This is a genomic window from Pseudomonas gessardii (assembly GCF_001983165.1).
Taxonomy (GTDB): Bacteria; Pseudomonadota; Gammaproteobacteria; order Pseudomonadales; family Pseudomonadaceae; genus Aquipseudomonas; species Aquipseudomonas gessardii.
On the sequence record NZ_MNPU01000029.1, the window covers coordinates 16,156 to 29,288 of the forward strand.

At 58.8% G+C, this 13,133-nt stretch carries 13 protein-coding genes and 1 pseudogene; 7 read left to right on the forward strand and 7 right to left on the reverse strand.

Going from position 1 to position 13,133, the window contains the following annotated elements:
• Nucleotides 1–157: 157 nt before the first annotated feature.
• The 4 genes and pseudogenes from BLL38_RS31965 to BLL38_RS19100 form a co-directional block, all read right to left on the reverse strand.
• Nucleotides 158–244 (reverse strand): annotated as a pseudogene (locus tag BLL38_RS31965) (hypothetical protein); the annotation flags it as partial.
• Nucleotides 245–408: 164 nt separating this feature from the next.
• Entirely contained in the window at nucleotides 409–2,067 is a 1,659-nt protein-coding gene (locus BLL38_RS19090) for a cation acetate symporter (RefSeq protein ID WP_076963918.1), read from the reverse strand.
• Nucleotides 2,064–2,375 (reverse strand): DUF485 domain-containing protein, encoded by a 312-nt coding sequence (locus tag BLL38_RS19095; RefSeq protein WP_076963919.1) that lies wholly within the window; start codon nucleotides 2,373–2,375, stop codon nucleotides 2,064–2,066. The genes BLL38_RS19090 and BLL38_RS19095 overlap by 4 nt, the downstream gene beginning before the upstream one ends.
• A gap of 267 nt (nucleotides 2,376–2,642) precedes the next feature.
• Nucleotides 2,643–3,494 (reverse strand): glycine betaine ABC transporter substrate-binding protein, encoded by an 852-nt coding sequence (locus BLL38_RS19100; RefSeq protein ID WP_076963920.1) that lies wholly within the window; start codon nucleotides 3,492–3,494, stop codon nucleotides 2,643–2,645.
• Between the two features lie 273 nt (nucleotides 3,495–3,767).
• On the opposite strand from BLL38_RS19100, the gene BLL38_RS19105 reads away from it, so the two are divergent.
• The gene (locus tag BLL38_RS19105) at nucleotides 3,768–5,321 is read left to right on the forward strand and encodes a glycoside hydrolase family 17 protein (RefSeq protein WP_076963921.1); all 1,554 of its coding nucleotides are present in this window, start codon (nucleotides 3,768–3,770) and stop codon (nucleotides 5,319–5,321) included.
• A gap of 87 nt (nucleotides 5,322–5,408) precedes the next feature.
• Here BLL38_RS19105 and BLL38_RS19110 read toward each other — a convergent pair whose 3' ends face one another.
• Entirely contained in the window at nucleotides 5,409–5,777 is a 369-nt protein-coding gene (locus BLL38_RS19110; protein ID WP_076963922.1) for a hypothetical protein, read from the reverse strand.
• Nucleotides 5,778–6,013: 236 nt separating this feature from the next.
• Here BLL38_RS19110 and BLL38_RS19115 point away from each other — a divergent pair, with 236 nt between their 5' ends.
• The 4 genes from BLL38_RS19115 (at nucleotide 6,014) to BLL38_RS19130 (ending at nucleotide 10,047) form a co-directional block, all read left to right on the forward strand.
• Nucleotides 6,014–7,312: a serine/threonine protein kinase gene (locus tag BLL38_RS19115; protein WP_076963923.1), complete on the forward strand. Its 1,299-nt coding sequence runs from the start codon at nucleotides 6,014–6,016 to the stop codon at nucleotides 7,310–7,312.
• On the forward strand, nucleotides 7,305–8,093 hold the full coding sequence (locus BLL38_RS19120) for an MlaA family lipoprotein (protein ID WP_076963924.1): 789 nt from the start codon (nucleotides 7,305–7,307) through the stop codon (nucleotides 8,091–8,093). The genes BLL38_RS19115 and BLL38_RS19120 overlap by 8 nt, the downstream gene beginning before the upstream one ends.
• Nucleotides 8,094–8,408: 315 nt before the next feature.
• Nucleotides 8,409–9,419 carry a hypothetical protein gene (locus BLL38_RS19125; RefSeq protein WP_076963925.1) on the forward strand — a complete coding sequence of 337 codons (1,011 nt, stop codon included), beginning with the start codon at nucleotides 8,409–8,411 and terminating at the stop codon, nucleotides 9,417–9,419.
• A 157-nt stretch (nucleotides 9,420–9,576) separates the two neighbouring features.
• Nucleotides 9,577–10,047 carry a hypothetical protein gene (locus tag BLL38_RS19130; protein WP_083743085.1) on the forward strand — a complete coding sequence of 157 codons (471 nt, stop codon included), beginning with the start codon at nucleotides 9,577–9,579 and terminating at the stop codon, nucleotides 10,045–10,047.
• Between the two features lie 9 nt (nucleotides 10,048–10,056).
• On the opposite strand, the gene BLL38_RS19135 is transcribed toward BLL38_RS19130, so the two are convergent.
• Entirely contained in the window at nucleotides 10,057–10,971 is a 915-nt protein-coding gene (locus tag BLL38_RS19135; RefSeq protein ID WP_076963926.1) for a DUF808 domain-containing protein, read from the reverse strand.
• A 137-nt stretch (nucleotides 10,972–11,108) separates the two neighbouring features.
• Between BLL38_RS19135 and BLL38_RS19140 the strand changes: the two genes are divergently transcribed.
• Both BLL38_RS19140 and BLL38_RS19145 read left to right on the forward strand, forming a co-directional pair.
• Nucleotides 11,109–11,714, forward strand: coding sequence for a TetR/AcrR family transcriptional regulator (locus BLL38_RS19140; protein ID WP_057438851.1), 606 nt, complete (start codon nucleotides 11,109–11,111; stop codon nucleotides 11,712–11,714).
• Nucleotides 11,715–11,921: 207 nt separating this feature from the next.
• Nucleotides 11,922–12,380 carry an REP-associated tyrosine transposase gene (locus tag BLL38_RS19145; RefSeq protein ID WP_076963927.1) on the forward strand — a complete coding sequence of 153 codons (459 nt, stop codon included), beginning with the start codon at nucleotides 11,922–11,924 and terminating at the stop codon, nucleotides 12,378–12,380.
• A 110-nt stretch (nucleotides 12,381–12,490) separates the two neighbouring features.
• On the opposite strand, the gene BLL38_RS19150 is transcribed toward BLL38_RS19145, so the two are convergent.
• On the reverse strand, nucleotides 12,491–12,931 hold the full coding sequence (locus BLL38_RS19150) for a GlcG/HbpS family heme-binding protein (RefSeq protein ID WP_076963928.1): 441 nt from the start codon (nucleotides 12,929–12,931) through the stop codon (nucleotides 12,491–12,493).
• Nucleotides 12,932–13,133: the final 202 nt, after the last annotated feature.

The following is a 13,133-nucleotide window of genomic DNA, read 5'->3' on the forward strand; positions in this document are numbered from 1 at the left end:
ACAAACTGCGGGAGGTACAACGCCCGCGCCTTCACCGCCGACTGATCGCTCCCACGCTCCGCGTGGTAACGCCTCCCGTGACGCTCCGCGTCACCTGGCTGAGGGACGCGGAGCGTCCGGGGCTGCATTCCCACGCGGAGCGTGGGAACGATCAACCTTAGTGGTTAACCGCCCCGCTCGCCCCCAGGCCAGTCTGCGAACGCACAAACTGCGGGAAGTACAACGCACGCTCCTTCACCGCCGACTGATCGTTCCCACGCTCCGCGTGGTAACGCCTCCCGTGACGCTCCGCGTCACCTGGCTGAGGGACGCGGAGCGTCCAAGGCTGCATTCCCACGCGGAGCGTGGGAACGATCAAAAAAAATGCCCCGGCCTTTGGACCGGGGCATTTCTTATTGAGCGACAAGCTTAGTGGTTAACCGCCCCGCTCGCCCCCAGGCCAGTCTGCGAACGCACAAACTGCGGGAAGTACAACGCACGCTCCTTCACCGCCGCCGCCGATTTGTCGGTGATGGAGAAGAACCAGATACCCACGAACGCAATGATCATCGAGAACAGCGCCGGGTATTCGTACGGGAAGATCGCTTTTTCATGGTGCAGGATCGAGACCCAGATGGTCGGGCCAAGGACCATCAGGCCCACGGCACTGACCAGGCCCAGCCAGCCGCCAATCATCGCGCCACGGGTGGTGAGGTTTTTCCAGTACATGGAAAGCAGCAGCACCGGGAAGTTACAGCTGGCGGCAATGGAGAACGCCAGGCCGACCATAAACGCAATGTTCTGGCTTTCAAACAGGATACCCAAGCCAATCGCCAGGACTGCCAGGGCGATGGTGGTGATCTTCGATACGCGAATCTCATCCTTCTCGTTGGCCTTGCCTTTCTTGATCACGCTGGCATACAGGTCATGGGACACCGCCGAAGCACCCGCCAGGGTCAAGCCGGCAACCACTGCCAGGATGGTGGCAAACGCCACGGCCGAGATGAAGCCCAGGAAGATACTGCCGCCCACCGCGTTGGCCAGGTGCACCGCCGCCATGTTGTTACCGCCCAACAGAGCACCTGCCGCATCCTTGAACGCCGGGTTGGTGCTGACCAGCAGAATCGCGCCGAAGCCGATGATAAAGGTCAGGATATAGAAGTAGCCGATAAAGCCTGTGGCATACAGCACGCTCTTGCGGGCTTCTTTCGCGTCACTCACGGTGAAGAAGCGCATCAGGATGTGTGGCAGGCCAGCGGTACCGAACATCAGGGCCAGGCCGAGAGAGAACGCCGAGATCGGGTCTTTCACCAGGCCGCCGGGGCTCATGATCGCCTCACCTTTAGGGTGAACCTTGATCGCCTCGGAGAACAGCACGTTGAAGTCGAAGTTGACGTGCTTCATCACCATCAGTGCCATGAACGAAGCACCGGACAGCAGCAGCACGGCTTTGATGATCTGTACCCAGGTGGTCGCCAGCATGCCGCCGAACAACACATAGAGGCACATCAGGATCCCCACCAGGATCACCGCCACATGGTAATCAAGGCCGAACAGCAGCTGGATCAGCTTGCCTGCGCCGACCATCTGCGCGATCAGGTAGAACGCCACCACCACCAGCGAACCACAGGCCGACAGGCTGCGGATCTGGGTTTGCCCGAGGCGATAGGACGCCACGTCGGCAAAGGTGTATTTGCCCAGGTTACGCAGGCGCTCGGCGATCAGGAACAGAATGATCGGCCAGCCCACCAGGAAGCCGATCGAGTAGATCAGGCCGTCGTAGCCGGAGGTGAACACCAGCGCGGAAATCCCCAGGAAGGACGCCGCCGACATGTAGTCGCCAGCAATCGCCAGGCCGTTCTGGAAACCGGTGATCTTGCCGCCAGCGGCATAGTAGTCGGCCGCCGAGTTGTTACGCTTGGACGCCCAGTAGGTAATGCACAAGGTTGCACCGACGAAGGCGACAAACATCACGATCGCCGCGATGTTCAACGGTTGCTTGTGCACTTCACCGGTCAATGCGTCCGCCGCCCAAACGGCAGGTGCAAAAAGCGAAGCGCCGAATACAGCCAATAGACGACGGATCATTGCGCAGCCTCCTTGAGAATCGCATTGTTCAGGTCGTCGAATTCGCCATTGGCGCGTCGCACGTAGATGCCTGTGAGCACAAAGGCCGAGACAATCAGCCCGATCCCGATCGGGATTCCCCAGGTGATGGATGATTCAGGGCTGATCTTGGCCCCCAGGACTTGGGGCCCATAGGCGATCAACAGGATGAATCCAGAGTACAGCCCAAGCATGATCGCCGAGAGAATCCAGGCGAACCTTTCCCTTTTTTTCACCAGCTCCTTGAAGCGCGGGCTGTTTTGAATCGAGAGGTAAATGCTGTCGTTCATTGTTTTTATCCTCGCAGCACAGCTTTTTTATTATTGGAACATATCCACTGTATGCGGCTGCGGGAGAGGTTCCAGACGACCTTAGTCTTAGAACCGGTGTAGCGAGGGTTTACGGCGCGACAGAAACAATTGTAGGCACAGGCTTATGTGGGAGCGGGCTTGCCCGCGATGGCAGCGTATCAGTCACCGAATGTATCGGCTGAAAAATCGCCATCGCGGGCAAGCCCGCTCCCACACAAAGCCCGTTCCTACAGTTTTTTGGGGGAGTTATGGAGCAGTCCACTCAGCCACACGCTCAGGGTGCTTGGCCACCCAATCCTTGGCCGCCACATCAGGCTTGGCGCCTTCCTGGATGGCCAGCATCACTGCGCCGATTTCATCCTTGGAGGCCCACTGGAATTTCTTCAGGAACGCCGCCACTTCCGGGGCTTTCTTTTCCAGGCCCTTGCTGCCAATGCTGTTGACGGTCTCGGCGGCGCCATAAATGCCCTTGGGGTCTTCAAGGAAACGCAGTTTCCATTTGGCGAACATCCAGTGTGGCACCCAGCCAGTCACCGCGATGGAGTCCTGCTTGTCTTCGGCACGGGTCAATTCCGCGATCATCGCCGCCCCGGAGCTGGCTTGCAGCTTGTAGTCCAGGCCATATTGCTTGATGACTTCGTCCGTCTTGAGCATCACGCCTGAACCGGCATCGATGCCCACGATCTTGTTCTTGAAGGTGGTATCGGTCTTCAAGTCCTCGATGGACTTGGCCTTGACGTACTCCGGCACGATCAAGCCGATCTTCGCCTCCTTGAAGTTGGGGCCGTAGTCGACCACCTTGTCCTTGTTCTTGGTCCAATACTCGCCATGGGTCGCTGGCAGCCAGGCCGAGAGCATGGCGTCGAGCTTGCCGGTGGCCACGCCCTGCCACATGATCCCGGTGGCGACCGCCTGCAGTTTCACCTCATAACCGAGCTTTTGCCTGATCACTTCGGCGGCCACATGGGTGGTGGCGACGCTGTCCGACCAACCGTCCACATAGCCGATGCTCAGGGTCTTGCTGTCGGCGCTGGCCAGTGTGGCGCTCATCGCAACTACCAAGGTGGCAGCTGCGCCCAAAAGTCGTCGCATCTTCATAGTGCATCCCCGAAAGTGCTGCGCCCGACGGATGCCGAGCGACGTCAACCTGTTGCTCTGTGGTGCCATTGGATCATCAACCTGCCGCCCCTGCGGACCTGCTCTGGCTACGACCTCGGTTGAGCAAGAAACGACATCACAAAGCCAGCAAGCCGTTTCATCGGAAAAACCGTAAAAATTCCGCCCGGACTTTGCATGTCAAAATTATGCGGTCGCCCTGAAAACCGGCAAATACAGGTAAGATGCGCGGCTTTGCTCCCTGACGGCGTGACCATGACCACGACTGCCCGCTTCCCCTTCCTGCCTTATATATTCGCCCTGTTGCTCGGCCTGTTTGCGCTCGGTGGCTACTGGTACGGCCTCGGCCAACCGGTGCTGCTGCCGGATGTGGCCAGCGCCAGCCACAAGCTGCAATGCGCGTCCTACACGCCCTTCGACAAGGACCAATCGCCGTTCGACCAGCCGTTCAAACTGCGCCCCGCGCGCATGGACGCCGACCTGGCCCTGCTGGCCACACGCTTTGAGTGCATCCGCACCTATTCCCAGGCCGGCCTTGAGGTCTTGCCCGAGCTGGCGCGCAAACACGGCCTGAAGTTGATGATCGGTGCCTGGGTCAACAGCAACCCGGTGGACACCGCCAAGGAAGTCGACCTGCTGATCGCCTCGGCCAATGCCAACCCCGACGTGGTCACATCGGTGATCGTCGGCAATGAAGCCCTGCTGCGCAAGGAAATCACCGCCACGCAGTTGGTGAAGTTGATCGAAAAGGTCAAAAGCCAGATCCAGCAGCCGGTCACCTATGCCGATGTCTGGGAGTTCTGGCTGCAACACCCGGAAATGGCCCCGGCGGTGGATTTCCTGACCATTCACTTATTGCCCTACTGGGAAGATGACCCGGCGGGGATCGACCAGGCCCTGCGCCATGTCGGCGATATCCGCCAGACCTTCGGCAATCGTTTTGCCCCCAAGGACGTGATGATTGGCGAAACCGGCTGGCCCAGCGAGGGTCGCCAGCGGGAAACCGCCGTGCCGAGCCGGGTCAACGAAGCCAAGTTCATTCGCGGCTTCGTCGCCATGGCCGAGGCCAACGGCTGGCACTACAACCTGATCGAAGCCTTTGACCAACCCTGGAAACGCGCCAGCGAAGGCGCGGTCGGCGGCTACTGGGGGCTGTTCGATGCCGATCGCCAGGACAAGGGCATCCTGGCCGGCCCGGTCACCAACGTGCCGTACTGGCCAGTATGGCTGGGCGTTGGCGGGCTGATCCTGCTGGGCACCCTGGTGCTCGGCGGGCGTGTGCGCAGCACCCGCGCCGCGTTATTGCTGCCGCTGTTGAGCGCAGTGGCGGCGGGCTCGATTGGCAGTTGGGCCGAATTGACCCGGGTGACGGCACGCTTTACCGATGAATGGATCTGGGCCGGGCTACTGCTGGCCCTGAACCTGCTGGTGCTGGCCCATGGGGCCTTGGCCTTGAGCGCTCGCCAGGGTTGGCGCGCCCGGGCCTTCGCCTGGCTGGAGCAGCGGGCCGGCTGGCTGATTGCAATGGCCGGGTTCGCTGCGGCGGTGATGATGCTGGCGCTGGTGTTCGACCCACGCTACCGCAGCTTCCCCAGCGCCGCCCTGCTGCTGCCGGCGCTGGTCTACCTGCTGCGCCCGGTCAGCGGGCCACGGCGGGAAATCGCCCTGCTGACCTTCATCATTGGCGCCAGCATTGCACCGCAGCTGTACCAGGAAGGCTTGATGAACCAGCAGGCGCTGGGTTGGGCGCTGGTCAGTGTGTTGATAGTTGCAGCCTTGTGGCGTTGCCTGCGGGTGCGCAAGGCTTGAGATTGCTATCGCGGGCAAGCCCACTCCCACATTTTGATCTGTGAATACATTCAAATGTGGGAGCAGGCTTGCCTGCGATTGGCCCTATCAGACAGTCCGAGGCGCCCTGACCAACCGCAACCCGGCAATCACCAGCGCAAACACCGCAAAATTGGTGTTGTACAACGCCAATGCCGGGATCCCGAACGCCAACCCCAGCACCGCCAAGCCCCAACCGGCACGGCCTGGTACAAAAAACGCCAGGACCGACGTGGCCAACGCGGCCCAGCCCAACACCCGAAAGTGAATCATCAGGCCCAGGTTGGCCCGCAACTGGCACTCCCAGCGGCTGGCATCGCCAGCGCAGAGGCCCACCCACTGTCCATCCTCCATAAACCCATAACGGGCGCCATAACTGGCGGCCAGCCATAACGGCAAGGCCAACAGCAGCAGGATCAGCGGCAAACGAGGGAACATACGGGCACTCCGATAGGCGAAAACGGCGCCCAGCTTAATCTCCCCGGGGCCATTGGCAAGGGTTGCACACAGATAACTATTCATCAAAGCGTGCCAAAGTGTATCGTCTGCCTACTATTACCTCGATTCCTACGTTTTTTTCCGATATTTAGTGCCGATGGCTGGCACTTCGGCGATAACGCGGTGGTCATAGCCTGCGAACTTCATTAAGCACGTTTCCTCTTAGGGATTTAGTCATGCTCCGTTCCTTGCGCTGTGCTGCCCTGTTGGGTAGCCTTTTTTTGAGTGCGTCAGCACTGGCGGTTGATGTCGACCCGGCCAGCTATGGCTACCCTTTGACCAACCCGTTTGAAGCGACCATCGCCACGACGCCCCCGGATCTGCGGCCGGATTTGCCATCCATCGATGACATCAACCAGTCCGACTACAGCCTGACCATGCGCCCGGAGCGTGAGTTCAGCCTGCCCGCCAACTTCTGGCCGGTGAAGAAGCTCACCTACCGCATTGCCAAACAAGACCGCGCCGCACCGCTGATCTTCCTGATCTCCGGCACCGGTGCGCGCTTTGACAGCACCCTCAACGAATACCTGAAAAAGCTGTACTACAAGGCCGGCTACCATGTCGTCCAATTGTCGTCGCCCACCAGCTACGACTTCATCAGCGCCGCCTCGCGCTTCGCCACACCCGGCATCACCCAGGAAGACGCCGAGGACATGTACCGCGTGATGCAGGCCGTACGTGCGCAAAACGCCACGTTGCCGGTCACCGACTTCTACCTCACCGGCTACAGCCTGGGCGCGCTGGACGCGGCATTCGTCAGCAAGCTGGACGAAACCCGGCGCAGCTTCAACTTCAAGAAAGTGTTGCTGCTCAACCCACCGGTCAACCTCTACACCTCCATCAGCAACCTCGATAAGTTGGTGCAGACCGAGGTCAAGGGCATCAATAACAGCACCACGTTCTATGAGTTGGTGCTGAACAAGCTGACCCGCTACTTCCAGCAAAAAGGCTATATCGACCTCAACGACGCCCTGCTCTACGACTTCCAGAACTCCAAGGAGCACCTGACCAACGAGCAGATGGCGATGCTGATCGGCACCTCGTTCCGCTTCTCGGCCGCCGATATCGCCTTCACCTCGGACCTGATCAACCGCCGCGGCCTGATCACTCCGCCCAAATACCCGATCACCGAAAGCACCAGCCTCACGCCGTTTCTCAAGCGTGCGCTGCAATGTGATTTCGACTGCTACCTCACCGAACAAGTGATCCCAATGTGGCGCGCCCGCTCCGACGGCGGCAGCCTGTTGCAACTGATCGACCAGGTCAGCCTGTACGCCCTTGAGGACTACCTGCGCGACAGCCCGAAAATCGCGGTGATGCACAACGCCGACGATGTGATCCTCGGCCCTGGCGACCTGGGTTTCCTGCGCAAGACCTTCGGCGATCGCTTGACCGTCTACCCCCTGGGCGGCCATTGCGGCAACCTCAATTACCGCGTCAACGCCGACGCCATGCTGGAGTTCTTCCGTGGCTAAATATCTCCTGCTTCTTGCCGCCTTACTCTGTGCAGGCGTTGCCAACGCGGACAACAGCAAGGCTCACGCACCGACCGCAGTCGACCCGGATGGCTTCAAGGAGCCCCTGAGCAAGCTCAAGTTCAACCCCGGCCTAGACCAACGCGAATTCGAGCGCTCGACCCTCAACGCCCTCAACGTCTATGACCCGCTGGAGTCGTGGAACCGCCGGGTGTACCACTTCAACTACCGCTTCGACCAATGGGTATTCCTGCCGGTGGTCGACGGCTATCGCTACGTCACCCCCAGTTTCCTGCGCACCGGCGTCAGCAACTTCTTCAACAACCTGGGCGATGTGCCCAACCTGCTGAACAGCCTGCTGCAACTCAAGGGCCACCGCTCTCTGGAAACCACCGGCCGGCTGCTGGTCAACACCACTCTCGGCATCGCCGGGCTGTGGGACCCGGCCACCGCCATGGGCCTGCCGCGCCAGAGCGAAGACTTCGGCCAGACCCTGGGCTTCTACGGCGTACCCGGCGGCGCCTATCTGGTCCTGCCGATCCTCGGCCCGTCCAACCTGCGCGACACCGGCGGCCTGCTAGTGGACTACACCGCCGAATCCCAGATCAACTTCCTCAACGTTGCCGAAGTCAGCTCCAACCACCCGGAAATCTGGGCCCTGCGCGCGGTAGACAAACGCTATCAGACCAGCTTTCGCTACGGCCAGATGAACTCACCGTTCGAGTATGAAAAAGTGCGCTATGTGTATAGCGAGTCGCGCAAGTTGCAGATTGCCGAGTAGCGTGTAACCACTGCAGCCCGGCCTTGCAGTAAATGTAAGCCCGGGCCCAGAACCCTGCCCACGTCCAGATTCCCTTATCTGGATGCCTTTACTCGTACAAGCTTTATCGACTATTCCAACACTTACATTTAACCCTTTCCGAAGACCGGTATATTTTTATAGTCAAGTACTGTATTGCGGCCGGGTTAATATCAGAAACATGAACATATGGAACTACCCACCCCTCACCACCACTTAAATCAAGAGTGGTTGGCGTCTTCGCACTTTTCACTTAAATAGAAACAATGATAAACATCCAATAAAAAGGATCCGTTTATGGACATCAGAGCCTTTACCGCAATGGGTATTATCCAGCAGGCAATCTCCAATCAAGTTAGCATTCTCCATACCACCACACCCGACTCTGCACAAAACAGTCAAAAGCCACGGGCCGAGCGCTCGGTGCCCGACACCCTGCAACCGGCGGCCCTAAAAGGCCCGGACAGCGCAACCCGCCCAACCGCCGCAACCGGTCGGCCGGCAGGTGATCGCCGGACGGCTGAACAGATCATCAATGCCAACCCTACCCTTAAAAACCTGGAGATGCGCCAGAGCATTTACAGAGGTGGTCCAGAGAGCAGGCCCCTGCCCGACGCCTATAAACAAGGCATCTACAAACGCACCGGCGACTGGACAACCGCCAACAAGAACCCGGACGCCCGCGCCGATGCGGCCTATAACGCCGCACGTCTGTTCAACTTTATTGACTCAAAAAATGCGCATGCCGTAGTGGCAAGCCAACACAATGATGGTTTTCTCAGTGGTTATTTAGGTAACGAGCAAGTTGTGCGGCATGAGCAAATCGGCCTTCCATTTCGTGGTCAATCCATCCGAAAGGACTCCGAACATGCGCTGCTCACGAAGTTTATCGAACATGGTTATTCCAGCCTGGAGTTCAAAGGTGAGCAGCAGATCCATACAAGGCCAACCCACCCCACGGGACGCCCCCGTGGAGATCAACGAAGCGCCGAGGACATCATGCGAGACAACCCACTAGTCGCAAAAACACTCTCAAACATAAATAAACTCCCCCACTTTAAAGAGTCCAGTCAGGACTATCAAAAACACACGGGAGACTGGAGTAAAAACAATATAAATCCCGAGACACGAGCAGATGCCAATTACAACCTAGCATCTATAGTCAACTATCTTCATAAGATAACTATAGACCGCCCCAACGCGGAACTTAGAAGCGAACTAATTTTGTCCGAAGGAAAACTCATACATAAGGAAGAATTACTTTTATCCGTGCTAAAGAATGGCTACCACGTTCTACGCCCCAGATAAAAAGTGCCGACATCAACTCACCATCTCAATAGCCCCCACCCGGAACCCTTTCGCACATGCTTACCACTTAAAACCCAGGCACACCCGCAAGTCAGCCTGACACACAACAGGCTGACTTCCCGTTGCCCCCCCTCAAACTTTCCAGTGGAACGCCAGCATGACGATATCGGTTTCCCAGCCCCCCATCACAGCGCAAATCCCCTCCGGCTCCGCAACGGCAGAAGCCCAGGCCTCAACGAAACCCGGCCTGAGTGCGCCCCCGGAAAAATCTACCCGGCCTGCCGGCGATCATCGCAGCGCCGAACAAATCTTCAAGGACACGCCGATCCTCAAGGACATCCTCAAACAAGACGGTCCTTTCGCAAGCAACTTCATCAATCAGCTCAAGCAACATACCGGCGATTGGGGTGCAGCCAACCACAATTTCGATTCACGCGCCGATGCCGCCTATAACCTGGCGCAAGTGGCAACCTATATTGATAGCCGCGAAAACCTGAAGCGTCAGGGCCCAACCCAGCAAAACGATCGGCACATACAGGGCTTCGGTTCATTTGGCAGTGTTTCAGGCGGCTCGGAAGCACAGTTGTTCAAGGCATTCAGCGAAAAAGGCTACAGCGCACTGCGATAATTTCAGCCTCTAGCCCCTCAAAGCGTGCCAGACCTTGCTCGCCACCGACACCAACGCCAGCACCACCGCGCCGGCGATGATCCCCGCGATGGCATTGAGCAAGGTCGGCATCAACCAACTGATACCACCGATGCTCTGGCTCACGCTTTCAATCCAGCGCGACACTGCAGGCACGCCGTGGGTCAGGATGCCGCCACCGACCATAAACATCGCTGCCGTGCCGATCACCGACAGGCTTTTCATCATGTACGGCGCGGCGCGCAGTAGCCCGTTACCAATATCCCGTACCCACTGGCCGGGCTTTTGCGCCATCCACAGCCCCAGGTCGTCGAGCTTGACGATGCCAGCCACCAAACCGTACACGCCAATGGTCATGACCAGAGCAATGCCCGACAGCACGATCACTTGCTGCATCAACGGCGCATCGGCCACGGTGCCCAGGGTGATGGCGATGATTTCGGCCGAGAGGATAAAGTCAGTGCGGATCGCGCCCTTGATCTTGCCTTTTTCAAAGGCCACCAGGTCCATTGCCGGATCGGCCACGGCCTTGACCAACTGAGCATGCTCGGCCTGAGCTTCGGCCTGGCTGTGCAGGAATTTATGGGCGAGCTTTTCAAAACCCTCGAAACACAGGTAGGCGCCCCCCAGCATCAACAACGGCGTGACGGCCCATGGCGCAAAGGCGCTGATCAGTAGCGCCGCGGGCACCAGGATCAGTTTGTTGATAAACGAGCCCTTGGCCACGGCCCATACCACCGGGATTTCCCGCTCGGCGCGCACACCAGAGACTTGCTGCGCATTCAGCGCAAGATCGTCACCCAACACCCCGGCGGTTTTCTTGGCGGCCATTTTTGTCATCAGGGCTACATCGTCGAGAACGGCGGCGATGTCATCGATCAGTACCAACAAGCTGCTTCCTGCCATAAGCCGGATGTCCTTAGTGATGTGAGATTTTTCGCAGCATAGCGTGGTACAAAGCGTCGCGGGCAGATTCTTGAGACGCGCGGATCGCCGGTGCTACCATGCGCAACCGCCTGTCCTGGCAAGGAATCATCTGGTCTATGAGCACCATTCGCGAGCGCAACAAAGAACTGATCCTGCGGGCTGCCAGCGAGGAGTTTGCCGACAAGGGCTTCGCCGCGACCAAAACCAGCGACATCGCCGCCAAGGCCGGGCTGCCCAAGCCCAACGTCTATTACTACTTCAAATCCAAGGACAACCTCTACCGCGAGGTGCTCGAAAGCATCATCGAGCCGATCCTGGCCGCCTCCACCCCCTTCAACCCGGACGGCGACCCCAAGCAGGTACTGAGCAGCTATATCCGCTCGAAAATCAGCATCTCCCGCGACCTGCCCTTTGCCTCCAAAGTATTCGCCAGCGAAATCATGCACGGCGCGCCGCACCTGAGCCCCGAGCAGGTGCAGCAACTCAATGCCCAGGCCAAGCACAACATTGATTGCATCCAGAGCTGGGTCGATCGCGGCCTGATCGCCGCCATCGACCCCAACCACCTGATGTTCAGCATCTGGGCGGCGACCCAGACCTACGCCGACTTCGACTGGCAGATCTCGGCCGTGACCGGCAAGGCCAAGCTGGATGAGGCCGACTATGAAGCAGCGGCGCAGACGATTATTCGGTTGGTGCTCAAGGGGTGTGAGCCGGACTGATGGACCGTGGTGTGGCTATCGCAGGCAAGCCAGCTCCCACATTTGGATCTGTGCCAGACACAGATTGTATGAACACTGCAAAACCACTGTGGGAGCGGGCTTGCTCGCGATAGCGCCCTCCCAGACACATCCTGCCAAAAGCCAGGCCCTCAATGCCTGCTTCCCAGATCTAGCCTCTCAGAACACCACTTGAAGAGAGGCCAAGGAATGCCTGATCTCCCTGCTTCACACCGCCTGCGCATTGGCCGTTTCAGCGAAACCAACCACATCTACCTGATCACCACCAACACCCACGAACGTGTGCCGATCTTCAGTGACTTCTACCTGGGCCGCCTGGTGGTCTGGCAGTTCAGGCTCGCCCACTATCAAGGGCTGGCGCACTCTCTGGCCTGGGTGGTGATGCCCGACCATTTCCACTGGTTGATCCAACTGCAAAAAGGTTCGCTGGGCGACTTGATGTGCCAGGTCAAATCCAAAAGCACTCGATCGGTCAATGGCGCCACTGGCCGCAAGGGAAGGCTTTGGCAAACCAGCTTTCATGATCGCACGCTGCGCAAGGAAGATGATCTGGTGAAGACGGCCAGGTATGTGGTGGCCAATCCGTTGAGGGCGGGGTTGGTGGAGAGGATTGGCGACTATCCGTTGTGGGATGCGATTTGGGTATAGGTTTAGGACCGAGGCGCCCCTATCGCGAGCAAGCCCGCTCCCACATTTTGACCGCGTTCACAGGTCAAAAGCGGCTTGCTCGCGATGGGGCCATGACAGTCACTACCACCTCAAGCAGACACCCCCGCATCCGCCAACAACCCCACCCCCTCAATCGCCGTAATCGCACACTGCTCATCAATATCCGACGTATCCCCACTGATCCCGATCGCCCCCAGCACCAACCCCGCCGGGTCCCGAATCAGCACCCCACCCGGCGCCGGTACCACGCCGCCCTGCCCCAGGCTGTTGAGCGCGGCGATAAATGCCGGGCGTTGCTGGGCATCCAGCGCCAGCAAGCGCGAGCCCTTGCCCAGGGCTATCGCACCCCAGGCCTTGCCGATGGCAATTTGCGGGCGCAGCAGGCTGGCGCCGTCTTCCCGTTGCAGGGTGATCAGGTGCCCGCCGCTGTCGAGCACCGCGATAGTCAGCGGTGCAGCGGCAATGGTGCGGCCTGCGGTGATGGCCTGGCTGACCAGGTTGACTGCGACTTTCAAGGTGAGAGCGCTCATGGGTGCCGTCCTTATCTTGTTATTGAGAAAGCCTTGGGGCTCTGCTTGAGCAGAAGCCGGATGCAACAAATAGAACACAATAGATTTATTTTTTGTATACAATATTTCTTAATATTTGCACCATACGTCGAAATATTCCTGCTAAAAAGCCTTCCGACGAATGCACAGGCGTAAGAAGAAAATGGATTGACCTGCGCAGCTC